The sequence below is a fragment of the Bacteroides sp. D1 genome (assembly GCF_000157095.2).
Lineage (GTDB): Bacteria > Bacteroidota > Bacteroidia > Bacteroidales > Bacteroidaceae > Bacteroides > Bacteroides xylanisolvens.
In genome coordinates this window covers 441532-459108 of sequence record NZ_JH114344.1, presented here as the reverse complement: position 1 = coordinate 459108, position 17577 = coordinate 441532, and the positions used below count along the sequence as shown (strand labels likewise).

The 17577-nt window shown below is 41.8% G+C and carries 12 protein-coding genes; 9 read left to right on the top strand and 3 right to left on the bottom strand.

Features of this window, described 5'->3' with window-relative positions; genetic code table 11:
• The coding region (locus BSAG_RS24500; RefSeq protein WP_008997657.1) for a DUF4372 domain-containing protein at positions 1–113 on the bottom strand (113 nt) is incomplete at its 3' end.
• Positions 114–447: 334 nt separating this feature from the next.
• Here BSAG_RS24500 and BSAG_RS06855 point away from each other — a divergent pair.
• The 3 genes from BSAG_RS06855 to BSAG_RS06865 are packed head-to-tail and all read left to right on the top strand — an operon-like array spanning position 448 to position 4637.
• Positions 448–2706, top strand: a complete 2259-nt coding sequence (locus tag BSAG_RS06855) for a GH92 family glycosyl hydrolase (protein ID WP_004314168.1) — start codon at positions 448–450, stop codon at positions 2704–2706.
• 6 nt (positions 2707–2712) lie between these two features.
• Positions 2713–3486 (top strand): metallophosphoesterase family protein, encoded by a 774-nt coding sequence (locus BSAG_RS06860; protein ID WP_004314167.1) that lies wholly within the window; start codon positions 2713–2715, stop codon positions 3484–3486.
• 14 nt (positions 3487–3500) lie between these two features.
• The gene (locus BSAG_RS06865) at positions 3501–4637 is read left to right on the top strand and encodes an alkaline phosphatase (protein WP_008017928.1); all 1137 of its coding nucleotides are present in this window, start codon (positions 3501–3503) and stop codon (positions 4635–4637) included.
• Between the two features lie 73 nt (positions 4638–4710).
• On the opposite strand, the gene BSAG_RS06870 is transcribed toward BSAG_RS06865, so the two are convergent.
• Entirely contained in the window at positions 4711–5586 is an 876-nt protein-coding gene (locus BSAG_RS06870; RefSeq protein WP_004314163.1) for a DMT family transporter, read from the bottom strand.
• A 130-nt stretch (positions 5587–5716) separates the two neighbouring features.
• Here BSAG_RS06870 and BSAG_RS06875 point away from each other — a divergent pair, with 130 nt between their 5' ends.
• Both BSAG_RS06875 and BSAG_RS06880 read left to right on the top strand, forming a co-directional pair.
• Positions 5717–7468 (top strand): AAA family ATPase, encoded by a 1752-nt coding sequence (locus BSAG_RS06875; protein ID WP_004314162.1) that lies wholly within the window; start codon positions 5717–5719, stop codon positions 7466–7468.
• Between the two features lie 16 nt (positions 7469–7484).
• Positions 7485–8402, top strand: coding sequence for a HEPN domain-containing protein (locus BSAG_RS06880; protein ID WP_004314161.1), 918 nt, complete (start codon positions 7485–7487; stop codon positions 8400–8402).
• Between the two features lie 133 nt (positions 8403–8535).
• Here BSAG_RS06880 and BSAG_RS06885 read toward each other — a convergent pair whose 3' ends face one another.
• Complete coding sequence (locus BSAG_RS06885) at positions 8536–11106, bottom strand: family 78 glycoside hydrolase catalytic domain (protein ID WP_004314160.1); 2571 nt, start codon at positions 11104–11106, stop codon at positions 8536–8538.
• A 735-nt stretch (positions 11107–11841) separates the two neighbouring features.
• On the opposite strand from BSAG_RS06885, the gene leuS reads away from it, so the two are divergent.
• The 4 genes from leuS (at position 11842) to BSAG_RS06905 (ending at position 17210) form a co-directional block, all read left to right on the top strand.
• Entirely contained in the window at positions 11842–14676 is a 2835-nt protein-coding gene (leuS, locus tag BSAG_RS06890) for a leucine--tRNA ligase (protein ID WP_004314159.1), read from the top strand.
• A gap of 110 nt (positions 14677–14786) precedes the next feature.
• Positions 14787–15704: a YitT family protein gene (locus BSAG_RS06895; protein ID WP_004314158.1), complete on the top strand. Its 918-nt coding sequence runs from the start codon at positions 14787–14789 to the stop codon at positions 15702–15704.
• A 50-nt stretch (positions 15705–15754) separates the two neighbouring features.
• On the top strand, positions 15755–16336 hold the full coding sequence (locus BSAG_RS06900; protein ID WP_004314157.1) for a non-canonical purine NTP diphosphatase: 582 nt from the start codon (positions 15755–15757) through the stop codon (positions 16334–16336).
• 31 nt (positions 16337–16367) lie between these two features.
• Complete coding sequence (locus tag BSAG_RS06905) at positions 16368–17210, top strand: flagellar motor protein MotB (protein ID WP_008641420.1); 843 nt, start codon at positions 16368–16370, stop codon at positions 17208–17210.
• Positions 17211–17577: the final 367 nt, after the last annotated feature.

Sequence of the window (17577 nt, the reverse complement as noted above, 5' to 3'; positions counted from 1 at the left end):
CAAGTGAAATGTTTCACATAACGATTGCCATCATACTTGTCTACAAGTCTTCTGAACTTATCATTGTTCAAGAATTCTACTAACTGAGCGAAAACATATTTATCTTGGTTCATTTGAGGTCACCTTAATTGAACTCAAAGGTATGATTTCAAATCGTCGCGCCTAAAAAGTAGTATCTAATAGACTATATTTCAATTATTTCAAAGAACTATTTATCCACTTTTACGGGACAGTAATGAAATACAGTATTGATTAATGCATTAAAGATGAACCAAAGATATTTTATGGTGATTAATATTAGATTAATATTCTCTTAATGGCGAGACTTTACAAAAAAAATATTTGTAGAAGATAGATTTTAAGGTTACATTAAGTTTTCATTAATCAAACTATCCTATATTTACAGCAAATCTAATTAAAACCATCGAAAAATAAAAAAATCTGTTTATGTACAAGAGAAAATTCATTCCGTTAGTACTGTTAATGATTTTAATCGTCAATGGATGCAGCAACAAGCAAGAGGTAGTGTCAACTCCGGTTGACTATGTAAATCCTTATATGGGGAATATCAGTCATTTATTAGTTCCTACTTACCCAACTGTTCATCTTCCCAATAGTATGCTCCGCATCTATCCGGAAAGAGCAGATTACACCTCTGATAAAATAAAAGGCTTACCGGTCATTGTCACCTCGCATCGGGGAAAGTCTGCATTCAGCCTGTCTTTCTATCAGGGAGCAGAGAGCGGATTACAACCGGTATATTACTATTGTTATGATAATGAAGTGATAAAACCCTATTCCTATTCTTCCTATTTTGAAGAAGAAGAGGTTTCCACTAAATTCGCTCCTTCCCACCAGGCAGGAATCTATGAACTAAGTTTCCGGAAAAACGATGCTCCATATTTAATACTTAGTACCACCAATGGTGAGCTTAAAACTACGGAGAATACCATTTCCGGTTATCAGAACATAGATCATCAAACCAAAGTATATGTTTATATGGAGACTTCCGCACTACCGGAAAAAACGATGACTGTCAGCAAAGAAGAAATAAATCACAGCCACACTGCCATAAAAGGCAAAAACGTGGGTATCGCTCTCTTATATTCAACAGATATAAAAACAATAAAAGTTCGCTACGGCATTTCCTTCATTGATGAAAAGCAAGCAAAAGCCAATCTACAGCGGGAAATAAAAGATTATGATGTGGAAAACCAGATGAACATTGCCAAAAACATCTGGAACCAAACATTAAGTAAAATCAAAGTGGAAGGAATAGACGAAAATGCAAAAGCAATATTCTATACTTCCCTCTACCGGACTTACGAACGGATGATTTGCCTTTCGGAAGACAACCGCTATTACAGTGCTTTCGACAATAGTATCCACAAAGATTCTGTCCCATTTTATACCGACGATTGGATTTGGGACACGTATAGAGCAGTCCACCCCTTACGTGTTATCATCGAACCACAAATGGAAGCTGACATGATTCAGTCTTTTATCAGAATGGCACAACAAATGGAACATAACTGGATGCCTACATTTCCTGAAGTTACGGGAGACAGCCGTAGAATGAATTCCAATCACGGTGTAGCCACTGTTATTGATTCATATATAAAAGGAATCTGTAACTTTGATTTATCAGCTGCTTACGAAGCCTGCAAACTTGGTATTACAGAAAAAACGTTAGCCCCATGGTCAGGCATAAAGGGAGGTGAAATCACAAAATTCTATTGGGAAAACGGATATTTACCGGCATTGGCACCGGGAGAACAAGAAACTGCTGACGAAGTACACCCATTTGAAAAACGCCAACCGGTAGCTGTCACTCTAGGTACGTCTTACGATGAATGGTGCCTGGCACAAATAGCCAAACAACTTGGGTATGAGAAAGACTATAACTACTTTCTACAAGGGAGTAAAAACTATCGGAATATTTTCAATCCTAAAACAAAATTCTTCCATCCCAAAAATGCAAAAGGCGAATTCATAGAACCCTTTGATTATGCCACTGCCGGTGGATTAGGTGCCCGTGAAGCATACGGCGAGAATAACGGTTGGATATACCGATGGGATGTTCCCCATAATATTGCTGATTTAATTGAACTGATGGGAGGGAAAGAAGCATTCAGAAATAATCTTGAAACGATGTATAACACCCCATTGGGCGAAGCCAAATATGTATTTTATGCACAATTACCGGATCATACGGGTAATGTAGGTCAATTTTCAATGGCTAACGAACCCAGTATGCACATTCCTTATCTGTACAACTATATAGGAGAGCCCTGGAGAACTCAAAAAAGAGTAAGGACATTGCTCGATGAATGGTTTAGAAATGACCTGATGGGACTCCCGGGCGACGAAGATGGCGGAGGAATGTCAGCATTTGTAGTCTTCTCCATGCTAGGTTTCTATCCTATTACTCCTGGTTTGCCTATTTATGTCATCGGAACTCCTATGTTCGAAAGAGCAGTTATTGAAACAGGAGCCGGCAAATCATTCGAAGTTATTGCGCACAACTATTCGCCGACAAATAAATATATCCAATCAGCCAAATTAAATGGCAAAGATTGGAACCAATCCTGGTTTGAACATAAAGAACTGATGAATGGCGGCAAACTGGAATTTACAATGGGAAACACTCCCAATAAGAATTGGGCGGCAGACAGTGTACCCCCTTCTTTTGAAATGAATAAATAACAGAATATGAATAAAATATTATTTGTCCTTTTATCGCTTTTGACTTCTCTGCAATCATACTCCCAAGAGCAAAATGAAAAAGAAGTTTCATTTCTCTTGTTGGGAGATATACACTATGATTTATTGGAAGATCACGATATGGAATGGTTATCCACCAAACCGGATGATCTGCGCCAAGTTACCAAAGAATATTCAGTATTCACGAAAAATACATGGCCGGAATTCTCCCGGATAATCAGCGGGCAAGTTCAAAAACACCAGCCGTCAATAAAAGCCGTTCTGCAAATGGGGGACTTGTCAGAAGGATTGGCCGGTTCTCCACAAAAAGCAATACAGATGGCTAACAGTGCTTTTAAAGCTGTCAACAAAATGAATCTGAAAGTACCTTTCATTATGACTAAAGGTAATCATGATATCACAGGGCCAGGGGCTAAAGAAGCTTTTGAAAAAGTATACTTACCCAATATGGCAAGGTTGGCAGGACATCCATCCTTACAGTCAGCCAATTACACTACTACTCTTGATGATGTATTATTTGTGTGTTATGATCCATGGGATCGGAATCCGGAAGGGCTACAACAATTAGAAAAGTCACTAGCCGGTTCGAAAGCAACTTACAAGTTTGTCATGTTACACGAGCTTGTGATTCCGGTAAACGAAAGATGCTGGCATGTATTCCGACAAGATAATGCCAAGAGGATGCAATTAGAATATTATGCCGCATTTGGAGAAAAGCCATACGATACAGTTAACATATCCGAATTACTTACTTCTAATTAAAAAACATATTAGCCATGAATGTAAAATTTAAAGCTCATTTATTTATTTTCTCCTTATTCTTTTGCCATAATCTATCAGCACAAGAAATCGTCAAAGGAGATTTTAAGAACGAAAATCCACAAAGTTCGTATGTTCCTTCATTTGACATGGATGCTACCGACAGACCGGTGAAGAATGTCATCTTAATGATAGGAGACGGCATGGGACTGGCACATATCTGTTCAGGAATGTATGCCAATCAAGGACAGCTTACTATCACTAATTTAAAAACATGCGGTTTCGTCAGAACGCAATCCGCCAACAAGTTTACAACAGATTCAGCTGCTTCCGGAACTGCTTACTCAACCGGAAAAAAAACTAAAAACGGAGCACTCGGAATGGATGAAAATAACCAAGTTATTCCCAACTTACCGGAGAAGTTATCCGGCTATGGCTACATTTCAGGAATTGTTACCACTGACAATCTCGACGGAGCTACTCCTGCTGCTTTCTTTGCTCACCAACCGGAACGTGGAATGTCTAAAGAAATTTGGGCAGATCTTCCTAACAGTAAGCTGACATTCTTTTCTGCCGGTAGTTATGAACTATTTGAAAAACAAGCACCAAACGTTCAAAAGGAAATCAAAAAAGAGTTTACCATCATAGAAGAACCGAATGACAAAGCCATCAAGAAATCTAAAAAACTGGGATACTTACCCACAAAAAGCAAAACAGCTTCTGTAAACGAAAACCGGGGAGATTTCCTTCCGTCTACCACCCAAATGGCTATTGACTATCTTTCGAGCAGGAGTACTAACGGTTTCTTCTTAATGGTAGAAGGTGCCCGAATAGATAAAAGTGCGCACAGCAATGATTATTCGGCAGTTGTCCGTGAAGTATTGGACTTTGATAAGGCGGTAGAAGCTGCTATCAGATTTGCAGAAAAAGATGGAAATACATTAGTGATTATTTCAGCTGATCATGAAACCGGAGCATTAGCTTTACGTGACGGAAACATAAAAGAAGGCAAAATGAAAGCAATGTTTGTATCTAAAGGACATACACCAATCATGGTTCCACTGTTTGCATACGGTCCACAATCCAAGCTTTTTGGCGGTGTTCAGGAAAACAGCGATGTTAGTAATAAAATTCTCCAATTACTCGCTAAATAAGATATAAAACAGATCTGTCATTCAAACTGAAATAAGAAAGAATTTTTTCTATATGCAAATAAGAAATTCTTTCTTATTTCTTTTCTGCCTGATAGACTCCAAAAATAATGCAACCTGCTCCCAATAATGTAATCCACGTGATTTTTTCGTGGAGAATGATAACCGAAGCTACCATAGTCACCAACGGATTGAGATAGATATAATTGGAGGCTCTAACGGTTCCCAACTGTTTCAATACCACATTCCAAAGGACATAACAAACCAAGGATGCCAGGACGGCCAGAAATAAGAGATTGGATAATACAACCGGTTTTAAAAGTACATCGAAATCAGGTTGTAACGGATGAAGAAGAAAGGCGGGAAGTATGGTTAATACTCCATAAAAGAATATTTTGCGGGTGATAAATACTGTGGGGTAACGCCCTGTCATTTTCTTTATCACCAAACTATAAAATGCCCACGACAAGGCGGCAAGTAAAGTGAGCAAATCCCCTACCGGAGATAATTTGAGTACAAAACTACCGTTAAAGACCACCAGTCCCACCCCGATTAAAGCTAATATGGAACCATAAATCAAACCTTTGGTGGCTTTTTCACTCTTATAAAAGAGAAGGGAAAGAATGGTAGTAAGCAGGGGAGCTGTGCAAATGATGAAAGCGACATTGGATGCTTGTGTGATCCCCAAAGCTGTATTCTCTGTAAAGAAATAGAGTGAACCACCGAAGAAACCTCCTGCCATCAACCAAAGTTCGTCTTTCCAATTACCCGCAAACAGACGTTTGGGAGAAATCACCCAAATACCCAGATAAGCAATGAAAAAACGATAAAAGAATATCTCCTGTGGGGTCAGTCCGTGATTAATCAATACTTTGGTTGATATGAAAGTCAATCCCCAGATAGCAACTACAAGTATCGCAATCAGATGGTAATATCCATGCTTCAATTCCATAATGGTGGTGATGTTTGTTTAATAGAGTGCAAAGATAGCGAGAAGTTATGGAATGTTTGTTTGGAGAAGTAACAAAAAGCCCGTACCTTTGTTTATGTTCAAAGAAAGTTCCTAAAATAAGGTATAAGTTATGGAAAAATATATAGCACCGGACAGGAAACGTATCCCATATGGCATGATGAACTTTGCAGTAATCCGCCGCGACGACTGTTATTATGTAGACAAAACCCGGTTTATACCCATGATAGAAGAGGCGGACAAGTTTTTCTTCTTTATTCGTCCGCGCCGTTTCGGCAAAAGCCTCACAGTAAATATGTTGCAGCACTATTACGATATACTTGCCAAGGATAAATTCGAAGCGCTGTTTAGCGATCTTTACATCGGAAAGCACCCTACGCGCGACCGAAACAGCTATCTGGTACTATACCTCAACTTCTCCGGAATAGTAGGCGAACTGCACAACTACCGCAAAGGACTGGACGCGCATTGCCAAACAATGTTCGACTATTTCTGTGACATTTACGCCGACTATCTCCCCAAAGGCATCAAGGAAGAACTCGACAAAAAAGAAGGAGCTGTCGAACAATTTGAATACCTGTTCACAGAATGTAATAAGACCAACCAACGTATTTACCTCTTTATTGACGAATACGACCATTTCACCAATGCCATCCTCTCGGATATAGAAAGCCTGCACCGCTATACGGACGAAACACATGGCGAAGGTTATCTGCGCGCCTTCTTCAATAAAATTAAAGCTGGAACCTATTCCAGCATTGAGCGTTGTTTCATTACCGGCGTAAGCCCCGTGACAATGGACGACCTCACAAGTGGTTTCAATATCGGAACCAACTACTCGCTCACACCGGAATTCAACGAAATGATAGGTTTCACGGAAGAAGAAGTGCGCCAAATGCTCACTTACTATTCCACCACCAGTCCATTCAACCACAGTGTGGACGAACTGATAGAAATAATGAAACCTTGGTATGACAACTACTGCTTTGCGGAAGAATGTTATGGTGAAACCACTATGTACAACTCTAACATGGTACTCTACTTCGTCAAGAATTATATTCAACGAGGCAAAGCCCCCCGGGATATGGTAGAAGACAATATCCGTATCGATTACGAAAAATTGCGTATGCTCATCCGGAAGGACAAAGAGTTTGCTCATGATGCCTCCATCATACAAACATTGGTGAGCGAAGGCTACGTCACCGGAGAACTGAAAAAAGGTTTTCCTGCCGTCAATATCACCAACCCCGACAACTTTGTGAGCCTGCTCTACTATTTCGGTATGCTCACCATTAGCGGCACGTATAAAGGAAAGACCAAACTCACCATCCCTAATCAGGTAGTCCGCGAACAAATCTACACTTATCTGCTAAGTACCTATAACGAAGCCGAACTCAATTTCAGTAGTTACGAAAAAAACGAACTTGCCAGTGCTCTTGCCTACGATGGCGACTGGAAAGCCTATTTCGGTTATATTGCCGACTGCCTGAAACGCTACACTTCCCAGCGCGACAAGCAGAAAGGTGAATTTTTTGTCCACGGCTTTACGCTTGCCATGACGGCACAAAACCGTTTCTACCGTCCCATTTCCGAACAGGACACACAGGCAGGTTATGTCGATATTTTCCTCTGTCCGCTACTGGACATCTATTCCGACATGAAGCACAGCTATATTGTAGAACTGAAGTATGCCAAGTATAAAGATCCCGAAAGCCGCGTGGAAGAACTGCGACTGGAAGCTATTGCCCAAGCCAATCGCTATGCTGACACTGATATGGTAAAGAGAGCAGTCGGCACTACACAGCTTCATAAGATTGTGGTTGTGTACAAAGGAATGGATATGCCGATATGTGAAGAGGTTTAACAGATAGGCTAACAATATGAAAAGATCAATAAAACGTTTGCCCAAACGCACGCAAGAAGAGTTGGCGGTGTTGCAAGAGCTGATATTGTCGAATCTTACGAATGTGCGTATGATTATCTTGTATGGAAGTTATGCGCGGGGAAAATATGTCATCTGGGATGAAACATACGACGAACGTGGAGTAACTACTTACTACCAAAGTGATTTGGATATTCTGGTGATATGTGATACGAGAGACGCAAATAAAGCAGAGAGGCATGCGCGCGAGGTGATCGTTCCTAAATATGATACAAGAATGGAAGGAAAGCGGCATCCGGCACCGCCTAGTATTATTGTAGAAAACCCGACGACCATTAATCGAGCTATAAGAAGGAAGCATTATTTCTTCTATGAGATTATAAAAGACGGTATTCTGTTGTATAACGACGGCACGTTTCAGATTGGCAAACCGGAGAAATTACCGTATCGGGAGATTAAGCAATATGCAGAGGAAGAATATGCAGAATGTTTTCCTTTAGCAGAAGGATTCTTAAGACATGGACATTTGGATAAAGAAGAAGAGAATTATAAACTAGGTTCATTTGAATTACATCAAGCCTGCGAACGTTACTACAAAACGTTTACGCTCGTGTATAGCGGCATTCGCCCTAAATCTCATGAATTGAAAGTGCTGGGAGCAATGGTCAGGAGCTGTTCACGAGAATTCGCAAATGTGTTTCCAACTCATACTTTCGAAGATAATAAAGCATTTGATAAATTATGCAGAGCATATATCGAAGCCCGATATAATCGACTGTTCACCGTTAGCAAAGAGCAATACGAGTATATGCTGGCACGAACAGAGGTGCTCCGCGAAGTAACTATTCGGGAATGTGCCGCACGCATGGCGTATTACGATGAGATGATAGAAAAAGAAGAGAAAGAGAAGATATAAACCGTATATTGTAAAAATGAATAATTACCCTCATCACAGATAGCTGTAATGAGGGTAATCACGTTAAAAAGAGAGTTTCTACACATCTCCTTAATATCAATTTCTACATGAGAAACTATCGCAATTACATACTTTATTTAGTCACCTTGTAAGTTCCACTTCCATACTCCTTTGACTTCACCTCTCCAGGAAGAGTTACGGTAGCGGTAACACCCTTAGGAATGGTGAATTCCCAAATCCAGGTGTCTCCTTCGTATTTCCAGGCGCTCTTGATGAGTCCGGAGGCGGAACGGTATTCGGCAGTCACGTGTCCTAATCGCTTGTCTGGAATGGGCTTCATAATGATATGCTTGAAGCCGGGAGTAGCAGGATCGGCTGCGATGCCGGCAACGGTTTCCCAAATCCATTCACATACACATCCGTAGGCATAATGATTGAAGCTGTTCATGCCGCGCGGTCCCATTCCCTTGTCTATCATATAACTGTTCCACCGTTCCCAGATGGTGGTGGCTCCGTTGTCCACAGAATACAGCCAACTTGGGTTCTTACGTTGGAAGAGGAGTTCATAGGCAATGTCTTCCATGCCATTTTCCGTGAGGGTGGGCATGAGGATAGATGTGCCCAGAAATCCGGTCTGCAAGCAAAGATCGTGTTGTGCAAAGTTTTCGCGCAGGCGGTCTATCATCTTCGCTTTGGGTTCGCCTTCCAAAAGCTGGTTTTTCAAGGCGAACAAGGCAGGAGTTTGCATAGTGTTGAGGATGGCGGTTTTGAAGGTACCGTCCTCATTGAGGAAATTCTTTTTGATGTATGCCTTTGCCGAATCGGCCATTTGCTGGTACTTGGCGGCATCGCGACCGGTGGCGGCAGCCATATCCCGCATCATGAAAGCATCTATCACCCAGTAGGAAGCGCTCAAATAGTTCCAATAGCTGACGGCATCAGGAAGCGGACCTTGGGGAGAGAAAGCCAGTCCGCTACAACTTTCCAGTGGTTCGTAGCTCAACCAGTCGGCCCATTGGTAGTTGCCGTTCTCACCGCAGAGAGCCTCGTGGTTATATTTGGTGTCGTTGATGTGGTTCATAAACAGGTCCATGGCGCTCCAGCTCTCCTCAATAATTTGCGTGTCACCGAATTGCTTCCATACCGTCCAGGGCACGATGATTCCGGCATCGGCCCAACCCAAACGCATTTTCTCATCACCGTATTGTGCCAAGGGAGCCACTCCGGGGAATCCGCCCAAACTGTTTTGGGTGTCGCGCATGTCACGCATCCACTTATGGAAAAACTTCATGGTGTTAGCAAAAAACGTACCGGTTTCTGCAAACACTTGTGTGTCTGCTGTCCAGCCCAGACGCTCGTCGCGTTGCGGACAGTCGGTGGGTATGGACAGGTAGTTGGATAGCTGTCCCCAATAAGTGTTGGAGATGAGCTTGTTCACAAGGTCGTTGCCTGTGGTGATAGTGCCGGCCTCCAGTTCCTTTGCGATGGAAGTAACGGGGATGGACTTCAACGACTTGATGGCAACATTCCCGGTGGCAGTTATGGAGACATAGCGGTAACCGAAGAAGGTGCAGTGAGGATAATAGGCCACATAGTTATCTCCGCCAGCAAAGGTGTAATCCAGACGGATACCGGTGTGGGGGATGCGCAGGTTTTCGCGATGGCAGCTTCCTTCCGGACCGTCCATGCCACGAATCCTGGCACCATTGCCATCATTGAGCAGCTCTGCAGGAAGGCAAGTCAGCACCGTTCCCTCGGCGGCTTTGAATACGAAAGAAGGTACGCCGGCACAATTTTGCCCGAAATCCACCACTAACGTCTCTCCCGGACTTACGGTCATCTCCGTGTCCGATGCGAACTCACGGGCGATAATCACCTTACCGAACTCATTCTCCTTCACTCCTTCTACATTCTTCCAAGCGTATGCTCTGACAGGAGCAAGGGCGAGATCTGTACGCAGATAGACTTCTGCTCCGTCCGAAGGCAGAATGTCGCCAGAAAATTCGGTGTTCTCTTCGGGTATGGAGAGTTTGTCCACACATTCGAAGCCCATAGGTTCGCGTGCATCGTACTCTTCTCCGTCAAAGATGCCGGCATGTTTCACCGGGCCGGCAATTCCGGCTTTCCAGTTTTCGAGGTCGGTACCGTAGCGCTTCTTGGTTCCGTCAGAAAAAGTCAGTTCCAGTACACCACGGAAGGCACATTTCTTGCCTATCATGCCGTCATATCCTCCAGGGGTTATGATTTTGTCAGCCCACCATCCCGGCGTCACCTGTACGGAGAGCATATTCTCGGCGTTTGGCTTGGTACGGATGATGTCTGTAATATCATAGGTGAAAGAACGTTTGGTCTTGGCATAGTGTGTGAAGCCCGGTTTCAGAAATTCCTCGCCTACGGGTTTCCCATTCACATACAACTCATAAACTCCCAGTCCAGCGGTCATCCACTTAGCAGAGACAATTTTCTGTTCGTTTTTCACGATGGACACGAACCAACTCGCGCCATCGGCTGCGCGACCGTTGTTATGTCCTTTCACTACAGGGGCGTTTACTGCGGAAATCCATTGGGAGTCATTCCAGGCTGATGCTTCCAATGCGTCAGTACGTTTTCCGACTTCGGTTGCGTTTATCAGTCCGCTATTCGAGAAAAGCGCGAGAATCATTATCGGGATAAGATTCGCAAAACAATGAAGATTCATTTTCATACTTATATGTATTTTTTAGTATTAAAAGATTAACTTGGAAATGCTGTTTTAGTTTTACAGGGCTTGCACAACAAAATTACAGAATTATATGATATGACAGACGATTTCTGCATTTTTTTTGACTCAATGATGGTTTCTATTCAATCCGGAACTGACTCATAAGTCCGATCTGATTGAACAGACGACAGGAGCTTTGTACATTGAATGATCGATTATCGAGCAAAACAATGACATATTGTAAAATAATATAATCAATACACTCATTCAGTATATTGTAGAAATTATTTATTAAAGAAGAAAAGAAGATGCCGGTTATTCATTGCAATCATTCTTTCTTCTTTACACGAAATTCTCGAAATCGAATAAACTCTATTCAAGTTTTTAATAAATAACGAAGAGGTTTATTATAAACGGTATCCAAGTTTATTATAAACTCTTTTTTGACACTTTCAATACCTAAAATAGAATTATTGCAACAAAAATGGGCAAGAACCTTCACAGTTTCTTGCCCATTCGTTATCCTCATTATGCAATTCGCATATTAACCTATTGAACTTTATGTAATAAAATTTATATATTTCATTGTTATTTCTTTATTATTATTGACCTCAAATATACAAAATAAAAAGAAGAAAGTCAATAGGGAAAGCGTGGTTATCTGAAAATAAACACGTAAATTTGTGCCTCGAATTAGAAATAACAGTATAAATCACTATAAATAAAAACTTTATCACTATGGAGTACAATTTCAGAGAAATTGAAAAGAAGTGGCAGAAAAGGTGGGTAGAAGAGAAAACCTATCAAGTTACGGAAGATGATTCGAAGCAAAAATTTTATGTACTAAACATGTTTCCTTACCCATCAGGAGCTGGTCTACACGTAGGTCATCCGCTGGGATACATTGCTTCGGATATTTACGCCCGTTACAAACGACTGCAGGGCTTCAATGTACTCAACCCAATGGGATATGACGCTTACGGTTTGCCGGCAGAACAGTATGCCATCCAGACCGGACAGCATCCTGCCATCACTACCGTCAACAATATCAACCGCTACCGCGAGCAGTTGGACAAAATAGGTTTCTCTTTCGACTGGAACCGTGAAATCCGTACTTGCGACCCAGAATATTATCATTGGACCCAATGGGCTTTCCAAAAAATGTTCAACAGCTATTATTGCAACGACGAACAGGAAGCCCGTCCTATCGAAGAACTGGAAAAAGCCTTCGCCATCTACGGAAACGAAGGACTCAATGCCGCTTGCAGCGAAGATATCAGCTTTACTGCCGAAGAGTGGAACGCCAAAAGCGAAAAAGAAAAGCAGGAAATCCTGATGAACTATCGTATCGCTTATCTGGGTGAAACAATGGTAAACTGGTGTGCCGAATTAGGAACTGTACTAGCTAACGACGAGGTAGTAGACGGAGTCAGCGAACGTGGCGGTTTTCCTGTTATCCAAAAGAAAATGCGCCAATGGTGTCTGCGTGTATCTGCGTATGCACAACGTTTGCTTGATGGATTGGACACGATCGAATGGACAGATTCTCTGAAAGAAACCCAAAGAAACTGGATCGGACGTTCGGAAGGTGCTGAAGTGCAATTCAAAGTAAAAGACAGTGACCTCGAATTCACTATTTTTACCACTCGTGCAGATACCATGTTCGGTGTTACCTTTATGGTATTGGCTCCGGAAAGTGAATTGGTGGCACAGTTAACGACTCCTGAACAAAAAGCAGAAGTAGACGCTTACCTCGATCGTACCAAAAAACGTACGGAACGCGAACGTATTGCCGACCGTAGTGTTACCGGTGTGTTCAGTGGTTCGTATGCTATTAATCCGTTCACAGGTGAAGCAGTACCTGTATGGATCAGCGATTACGTACTGGCCGGATACGGAACAGGAGCTATTATGGCTGTACCTGCTCATGATAGCCGCGACTATGCATTTGCCAAACATTTCGGATTAGAAATCCGTCCGTTGGTAGAAGGCTGTGATGTAAGCGAAGAAAGTTTCGATGCAAAAGAAGGCATTGTTTGCAACTCTCCGCGTCTTGATGTCACTCCTTACTGTGATCTTTCATTGAACGGACTTACCATCAAAGAAGCGATAGAGACAACCAAGAAATATGTAAAAGAGCACAATCTGGGCCGTGTGAAAGTGAACTACCGTCTGCGTGACGCTATTTTCTCTCGCCAACGTTACTGGGGTGAGCCGTTCCCTGTTTACTACAAAGACGGAATGCCCTATATGATTGACGAAGCCAGCCTGCCGCTGGAACTTCCGGAAGTCGCTAAATTCCTGCCTACCGAAACAGGTGAGCCTCCATTGGGACACGCAACTAAATGGGCTTGGGATACAGTAAACAAATGTGTCGTAGAAAATGAGAAGATCGACCATGTAACCGTCTTCCCACTGGAACTGAACACCATGCCGGGATTCGCCGGTTCTTCGGCTTATTATCTCCGCTACATGGACCCGCATAATCATCAGGCATTAGTTGATCCGAAAATTGACCAGTACTGGAAAAATGTAGACCTATATGTAGGTGGTACCGAACATGCAACAGGCCACTTGATTTATTCTCGTTTTTGGAATAAATTCCTGTATGACATGGGTGTGTCTGTAATGGAAGAGCCATTCCAAAAGTTAGTAAACCAAGGAATGATTCAAGGTCGCAGTAACTTTGTATATCGTATCAAAGACACCAATACTTTCGTTTCACTGAACCTGAAAGATCAGTACGAAGTTACTCCTATCCATGTAGACGTAAATATCGTATCTAATGATATTTTGGATTTGGAAGCATTCAAAGCATGGCGTCCTGAATATAAAACAGCCGAATTTATCCTCGAAGACGGAAAATATGTTTGCGGATGGGCAGTTGAAAAAATGAGTAAATCTATGTTCAATGTAGTCAATCCAGATATGATTGTTGAGAAATACGGTGCGGATACACTTCGTATGTATGAAATGTTCCTTGGCCCGGTAGAACAGTCTAAACCGTGGGATACAAACGGAATCGACGGTGTACACCGTTTTATCCGTAAATTCTGGTCGTTGTTCTACAGCCGTACGGACGAATATCTGGTGACAGACGAACCTGCAACAAAAGAAGAATTGAAGAGCCTTCATAAATTAATCAAGAAGGTGACTGGTGATATTGAACAGTTCTCTTACAATACATCTATCAGCGCATTCATGATTTGCGTAAACGAACTCTTCAACCTGAAATGCAGCAAAAAAGAGATTCTGGAACAGCTCGTTATCACTCTCGCTCCTTTCGCTCCACATGTCTGCGAAGAGTTGTGGGATGTATTGGGACACGAAACTTCCGTATGCGACGCCCAATGGCCTGCATACAACGAAGAATATCTGAAAGAAGATACTATCAACTATACCATCTCTTTCAACGGAAAGGCACGTTTCAATATGGAATTTGCAGCAGATGAAGCTTCGGACACTATCCAAGCCGCAGTATTGGCCGACGAACGTTCACAAAAGTGGATTGATGGCAAGACTCCGAAAAAGATCATTGTCGTTCCGAAAAAGATTGTAAACATTGTAATTTAAAGTATTAAGTATAAAACAATAAGTATTAAGTATTATCCGTAGTCGTTTTCCAAATATATCCGCTAGGTTAATACTTAATACTTATTACTTAATACTTGAACTTAAAATCCATGCATAAACTGACAAAAGCGGAAATAATGAGAGAAGTGAAAGATTATATCTACATCACTCTCGGATTGATAAGCTATTCTTTGGGATGGGCTGCATTCCTGTTACCTTATCAGATAACTACCGGAGGAACTACCGGTATCGGGGCTATTATCTATTATGCAACAGGATTCCCAATCCAATGGTCATACTTCATCATTAATGCAGTTCTGATGACCTTCGCAATCCGGGTATTAGGTCCAAAATTTAGTATAAAAACCACTTATGCTATTTTTACGCTGACTTTTCTGCTTTGGTTATTCCAGTTGGTGGTGAACAATTACGTAGAAGCACCGGATATGACGCCGGACGGCAAGCCGCTATTGCTTGGTACAGGGCAGGACTTCATGGCCTGTATTATCGGTGCAGCCATGTGTGGTGTAGGCTTGGGTATCACTTTCAACTACAATGGAAGTACGGGTGGAACAGATATTATCGCGGCCATCGTCAATAAATACAAAGATGTATCACTCGGGCGAATGATTATGATTTGTGATGTATTCATTATCAGTTCCTGTTACTTTATATTTCATGATTGGCGCCGGGTTATTTTCGGCTTTGTCACCTTGTTTATCATTGGTGTTGTGCTCGACTGGATTATCAACAGTGCTCGTCAATCAGTTCAATTCTTCATCTTCTCCAAGAAATATGATGAAATAGCCGACCGTATCATTAAAGACGCCGACCGGGGAGTAACGGTACTCGACGGTACGGGATGGTACAGTAAAAACAATGTGAAAGTATTAGTAGTACTTGCCAAGAAACGTCAGTCACTCGAAATTTTCCGTTTGGTAAAACGCATTGATCCGAATGCTTTTATCTCTCAAAGTTCCGTTATCGGTGTGTATGGCGAAGGATTCGATAAGCTAAAAGTGAAATAAGAACCGGTTGATAAGTAGTGAACAACCCTGTTAAAACAAAAAATAAGATGATGAAACGCAAACTTGTATTTGCTACCAATAATGCTCATAAACTGGAAGAAGTGGCCGCTATCCTGGGAGATCAAGTAGAATTATTAAGTCTCAATGATATCGGTTGCCAAACGGATATTCCCGAAACTGCTGAAACACTGGAAGGAAATGCGTTATTAAAATCTTCCTATATCTACAAAAACTATCATCTGGATTGTTTTGCCGATGATACGGGATTGGAAGTGGAAGCCTTGAACGGAGCTCCCGGAGTCTATTCCGCCCGCTATGCAGGAGGTGAAGGACACGACGCCCAGGCAAATATGCTCAAACTTCTTCACGAACTGGACGGAAAGGAAAACCGTAAAGCGCAATTTCGCACCGCTATTTCGTTGATACTGGACGGAAAGGAGTATCTCTTTGAAGGAGTGATAAAAGGCGAAATAATCAAAGAAAAACGTGGTGATTCCGGATTTGGCTACGATCCTGTATTCATGCCTGAAGGTTACGACCGGACTTTTGCCGAATTGGGAAATGATATCAAGAACCAAATCAGCCATCGTGCACTGGCTGTACAGAAACTTTGTGAGTTTCTGCAAAGCTGATTATACATACCCACTTAAAATATAAAACACAATGAAGAAAATTACTTTATTTACTTTACTTACGCTCCTATTGTGTACTTCGTGTGTAACAAAAAAGAAGTTCATGCTTGCAGAAATGGCAGCCACCGCAAGCAAAGACAGTCTGCAAGGGTTGTTGAATAACTCCCGCGAAGTTGGTAACCAGCTATCGGCACAAGTCAAAAACCTCTTGCGTGATACGACCAAGATGGGGAACAGTATCCGTCAGTATCAGAGTATGTTGAATGTCAACATGACCGAACAGGAAAAACTGAATGCGCTGTTGAGCCAGAAGAAAAATGAGCTGAACGAAAGAGAACGCACGATCAATGAATTGCAGGACATGATTAAGGCACAGAATGATAAGGTACAAAATCTCTTGAGTAATGTAAAAGATGCATTACTTGGTTTTAGTACTGACGAGCTGACCGTCCGCGAGAAAGACGGAAAAGTATATGTAGCGATGTCCGACAAATTATTATTCCAGTCAGGAAGTGCCCGCCTAGATAAACGTGGAGAGGAAGCTCTCGGCAAACTGGCCGAAGTATTGAACAAACAGACGGACATCGACGTATTTATCGAAGGACATACGGACAACAAACCGATCAATACTGTACAATTCAAAGATAACTGGGATTTGAGTGTGATCCGTGCCACTTCCGTAGTTCGTATCCTCATCAAGAATTACAATGTAAATCCTTTACAGATTCAGCCTAGCGGCCGCGGTGAATATATGCCTGTTGATGACAACGAAACAATAGAAGGAAGAAGCAAGAATCGCCGTACAGAGATTATCATGGCTCCGAAACTGGATAAGTTGTTCCAGATGCTTCAAAGTTCGGAAGAATCCAAATAAAAAATAATTGATTCAATAATCAACAATAAAAAATCCTCTCGGTTAATAAACTGGGAGGATTTTTTTAGGGATATTCAGTAAATGTTCCTCTTTCTAAAAAATCAAGAGAAAAGCTTTGCTTTACGTGAGCTTTTCTCTTGATTTTTTCGTTCAACTCTCCCAGTCTTCTATCTTTTTTGTAGAATATTGTTTACATATTCTTGTTTTTTCCTTCCCACCCATGCATTATGTACATGTCTTTTTTAGGGGAAGTTAAAACCTCTCCTGTTTTTCCTGTTATTTTAGTCAGATTATGCTGCCTTTCTTTTTTTCTTTTCGACCTTTTCTATCATACATACCGCATTGGCTGTATGTATCCCAAAGAAAA

Excerpts from the sequence above, each read along its gene's own strand:
- BSAG_RS06855 (WP_004314168.1), top strand. The coding sequence starts at position 448 with ATGTACAAGAGAAAATTCATTCCGTTAGTACTGTTAATGATTTTAATC.
- BSAG_RS06860 (WP_004314167.1), top strand. The coding sequence starts at position 2,713 with ATGAATAAAATATTATTTGTCCTTTTATCGCTTTTGACTTCTCTGCAA.
- BSAG_RS06865 (WP_008017928.1), top strand. The coding sequence starts at position 3,501 with ATGAATGTAAAATTTAAAGCTCATTTATTTATTTTCTCCTTATTCTTT.
- BSAG_RS06870 (WP_004314163.1), bottom strand. The coding sequence starts at position 5,586 with ATGGAATTGAAGCATGGATATTACCATCTGATTGCGATACTTGTAGTT.
- BSAG_RS06875 (WP_004314162.1), top strand. The coding sequence starts at position 5,717 with ATGGAAAAATATATAGCACCGGACAGGAAACGTATCCCATATGGCATG.
- BSAG_RS06880 (WP_004314161.1), top strand. The coding sequence starts at position 7,485 with ATGAAAAGATCAATAAAACGTTTGCCCAAACGCACGCAAGAAGAGTTG.
- BSAG_RS06885 (WP_004314160.1), bottom strand. The coding sequence starts at position 11,106 with ATGAAAATGAATCTTCATTGTTTTGCGAATCTTATCCCGATAATGATT.
- leuS (WP_004314159.1), top strand. The coding sequence starts at position 11,842 with ATGGAGTACAATTTCAGAGAAATTGAAAAGAAGTGGCAGAAAAGGTGG.
- BSAG_RS06895 (WP_004314158.1), top strand. The coding sequence starts at position 14,787 with ATGCATAAACTGACAAAAGCGGAAATAATGAGAGAAGTGAAAGATTAT.
- BSAG_RS06900 (WP_004314157.1), top strand. The coding sequence starts at position 15,755 with ATGAAACGCAAACTTGTATTTGCTACCAATAATGCTCATAAACTGGAA.
- BSAG_RS06905 (WP_008641420.1), top strand. The coding sequence starts at position 16,368 with ATGAAGAAAATTACTTTATTTACTTTACTTACGCTCCTATTGTGTACT.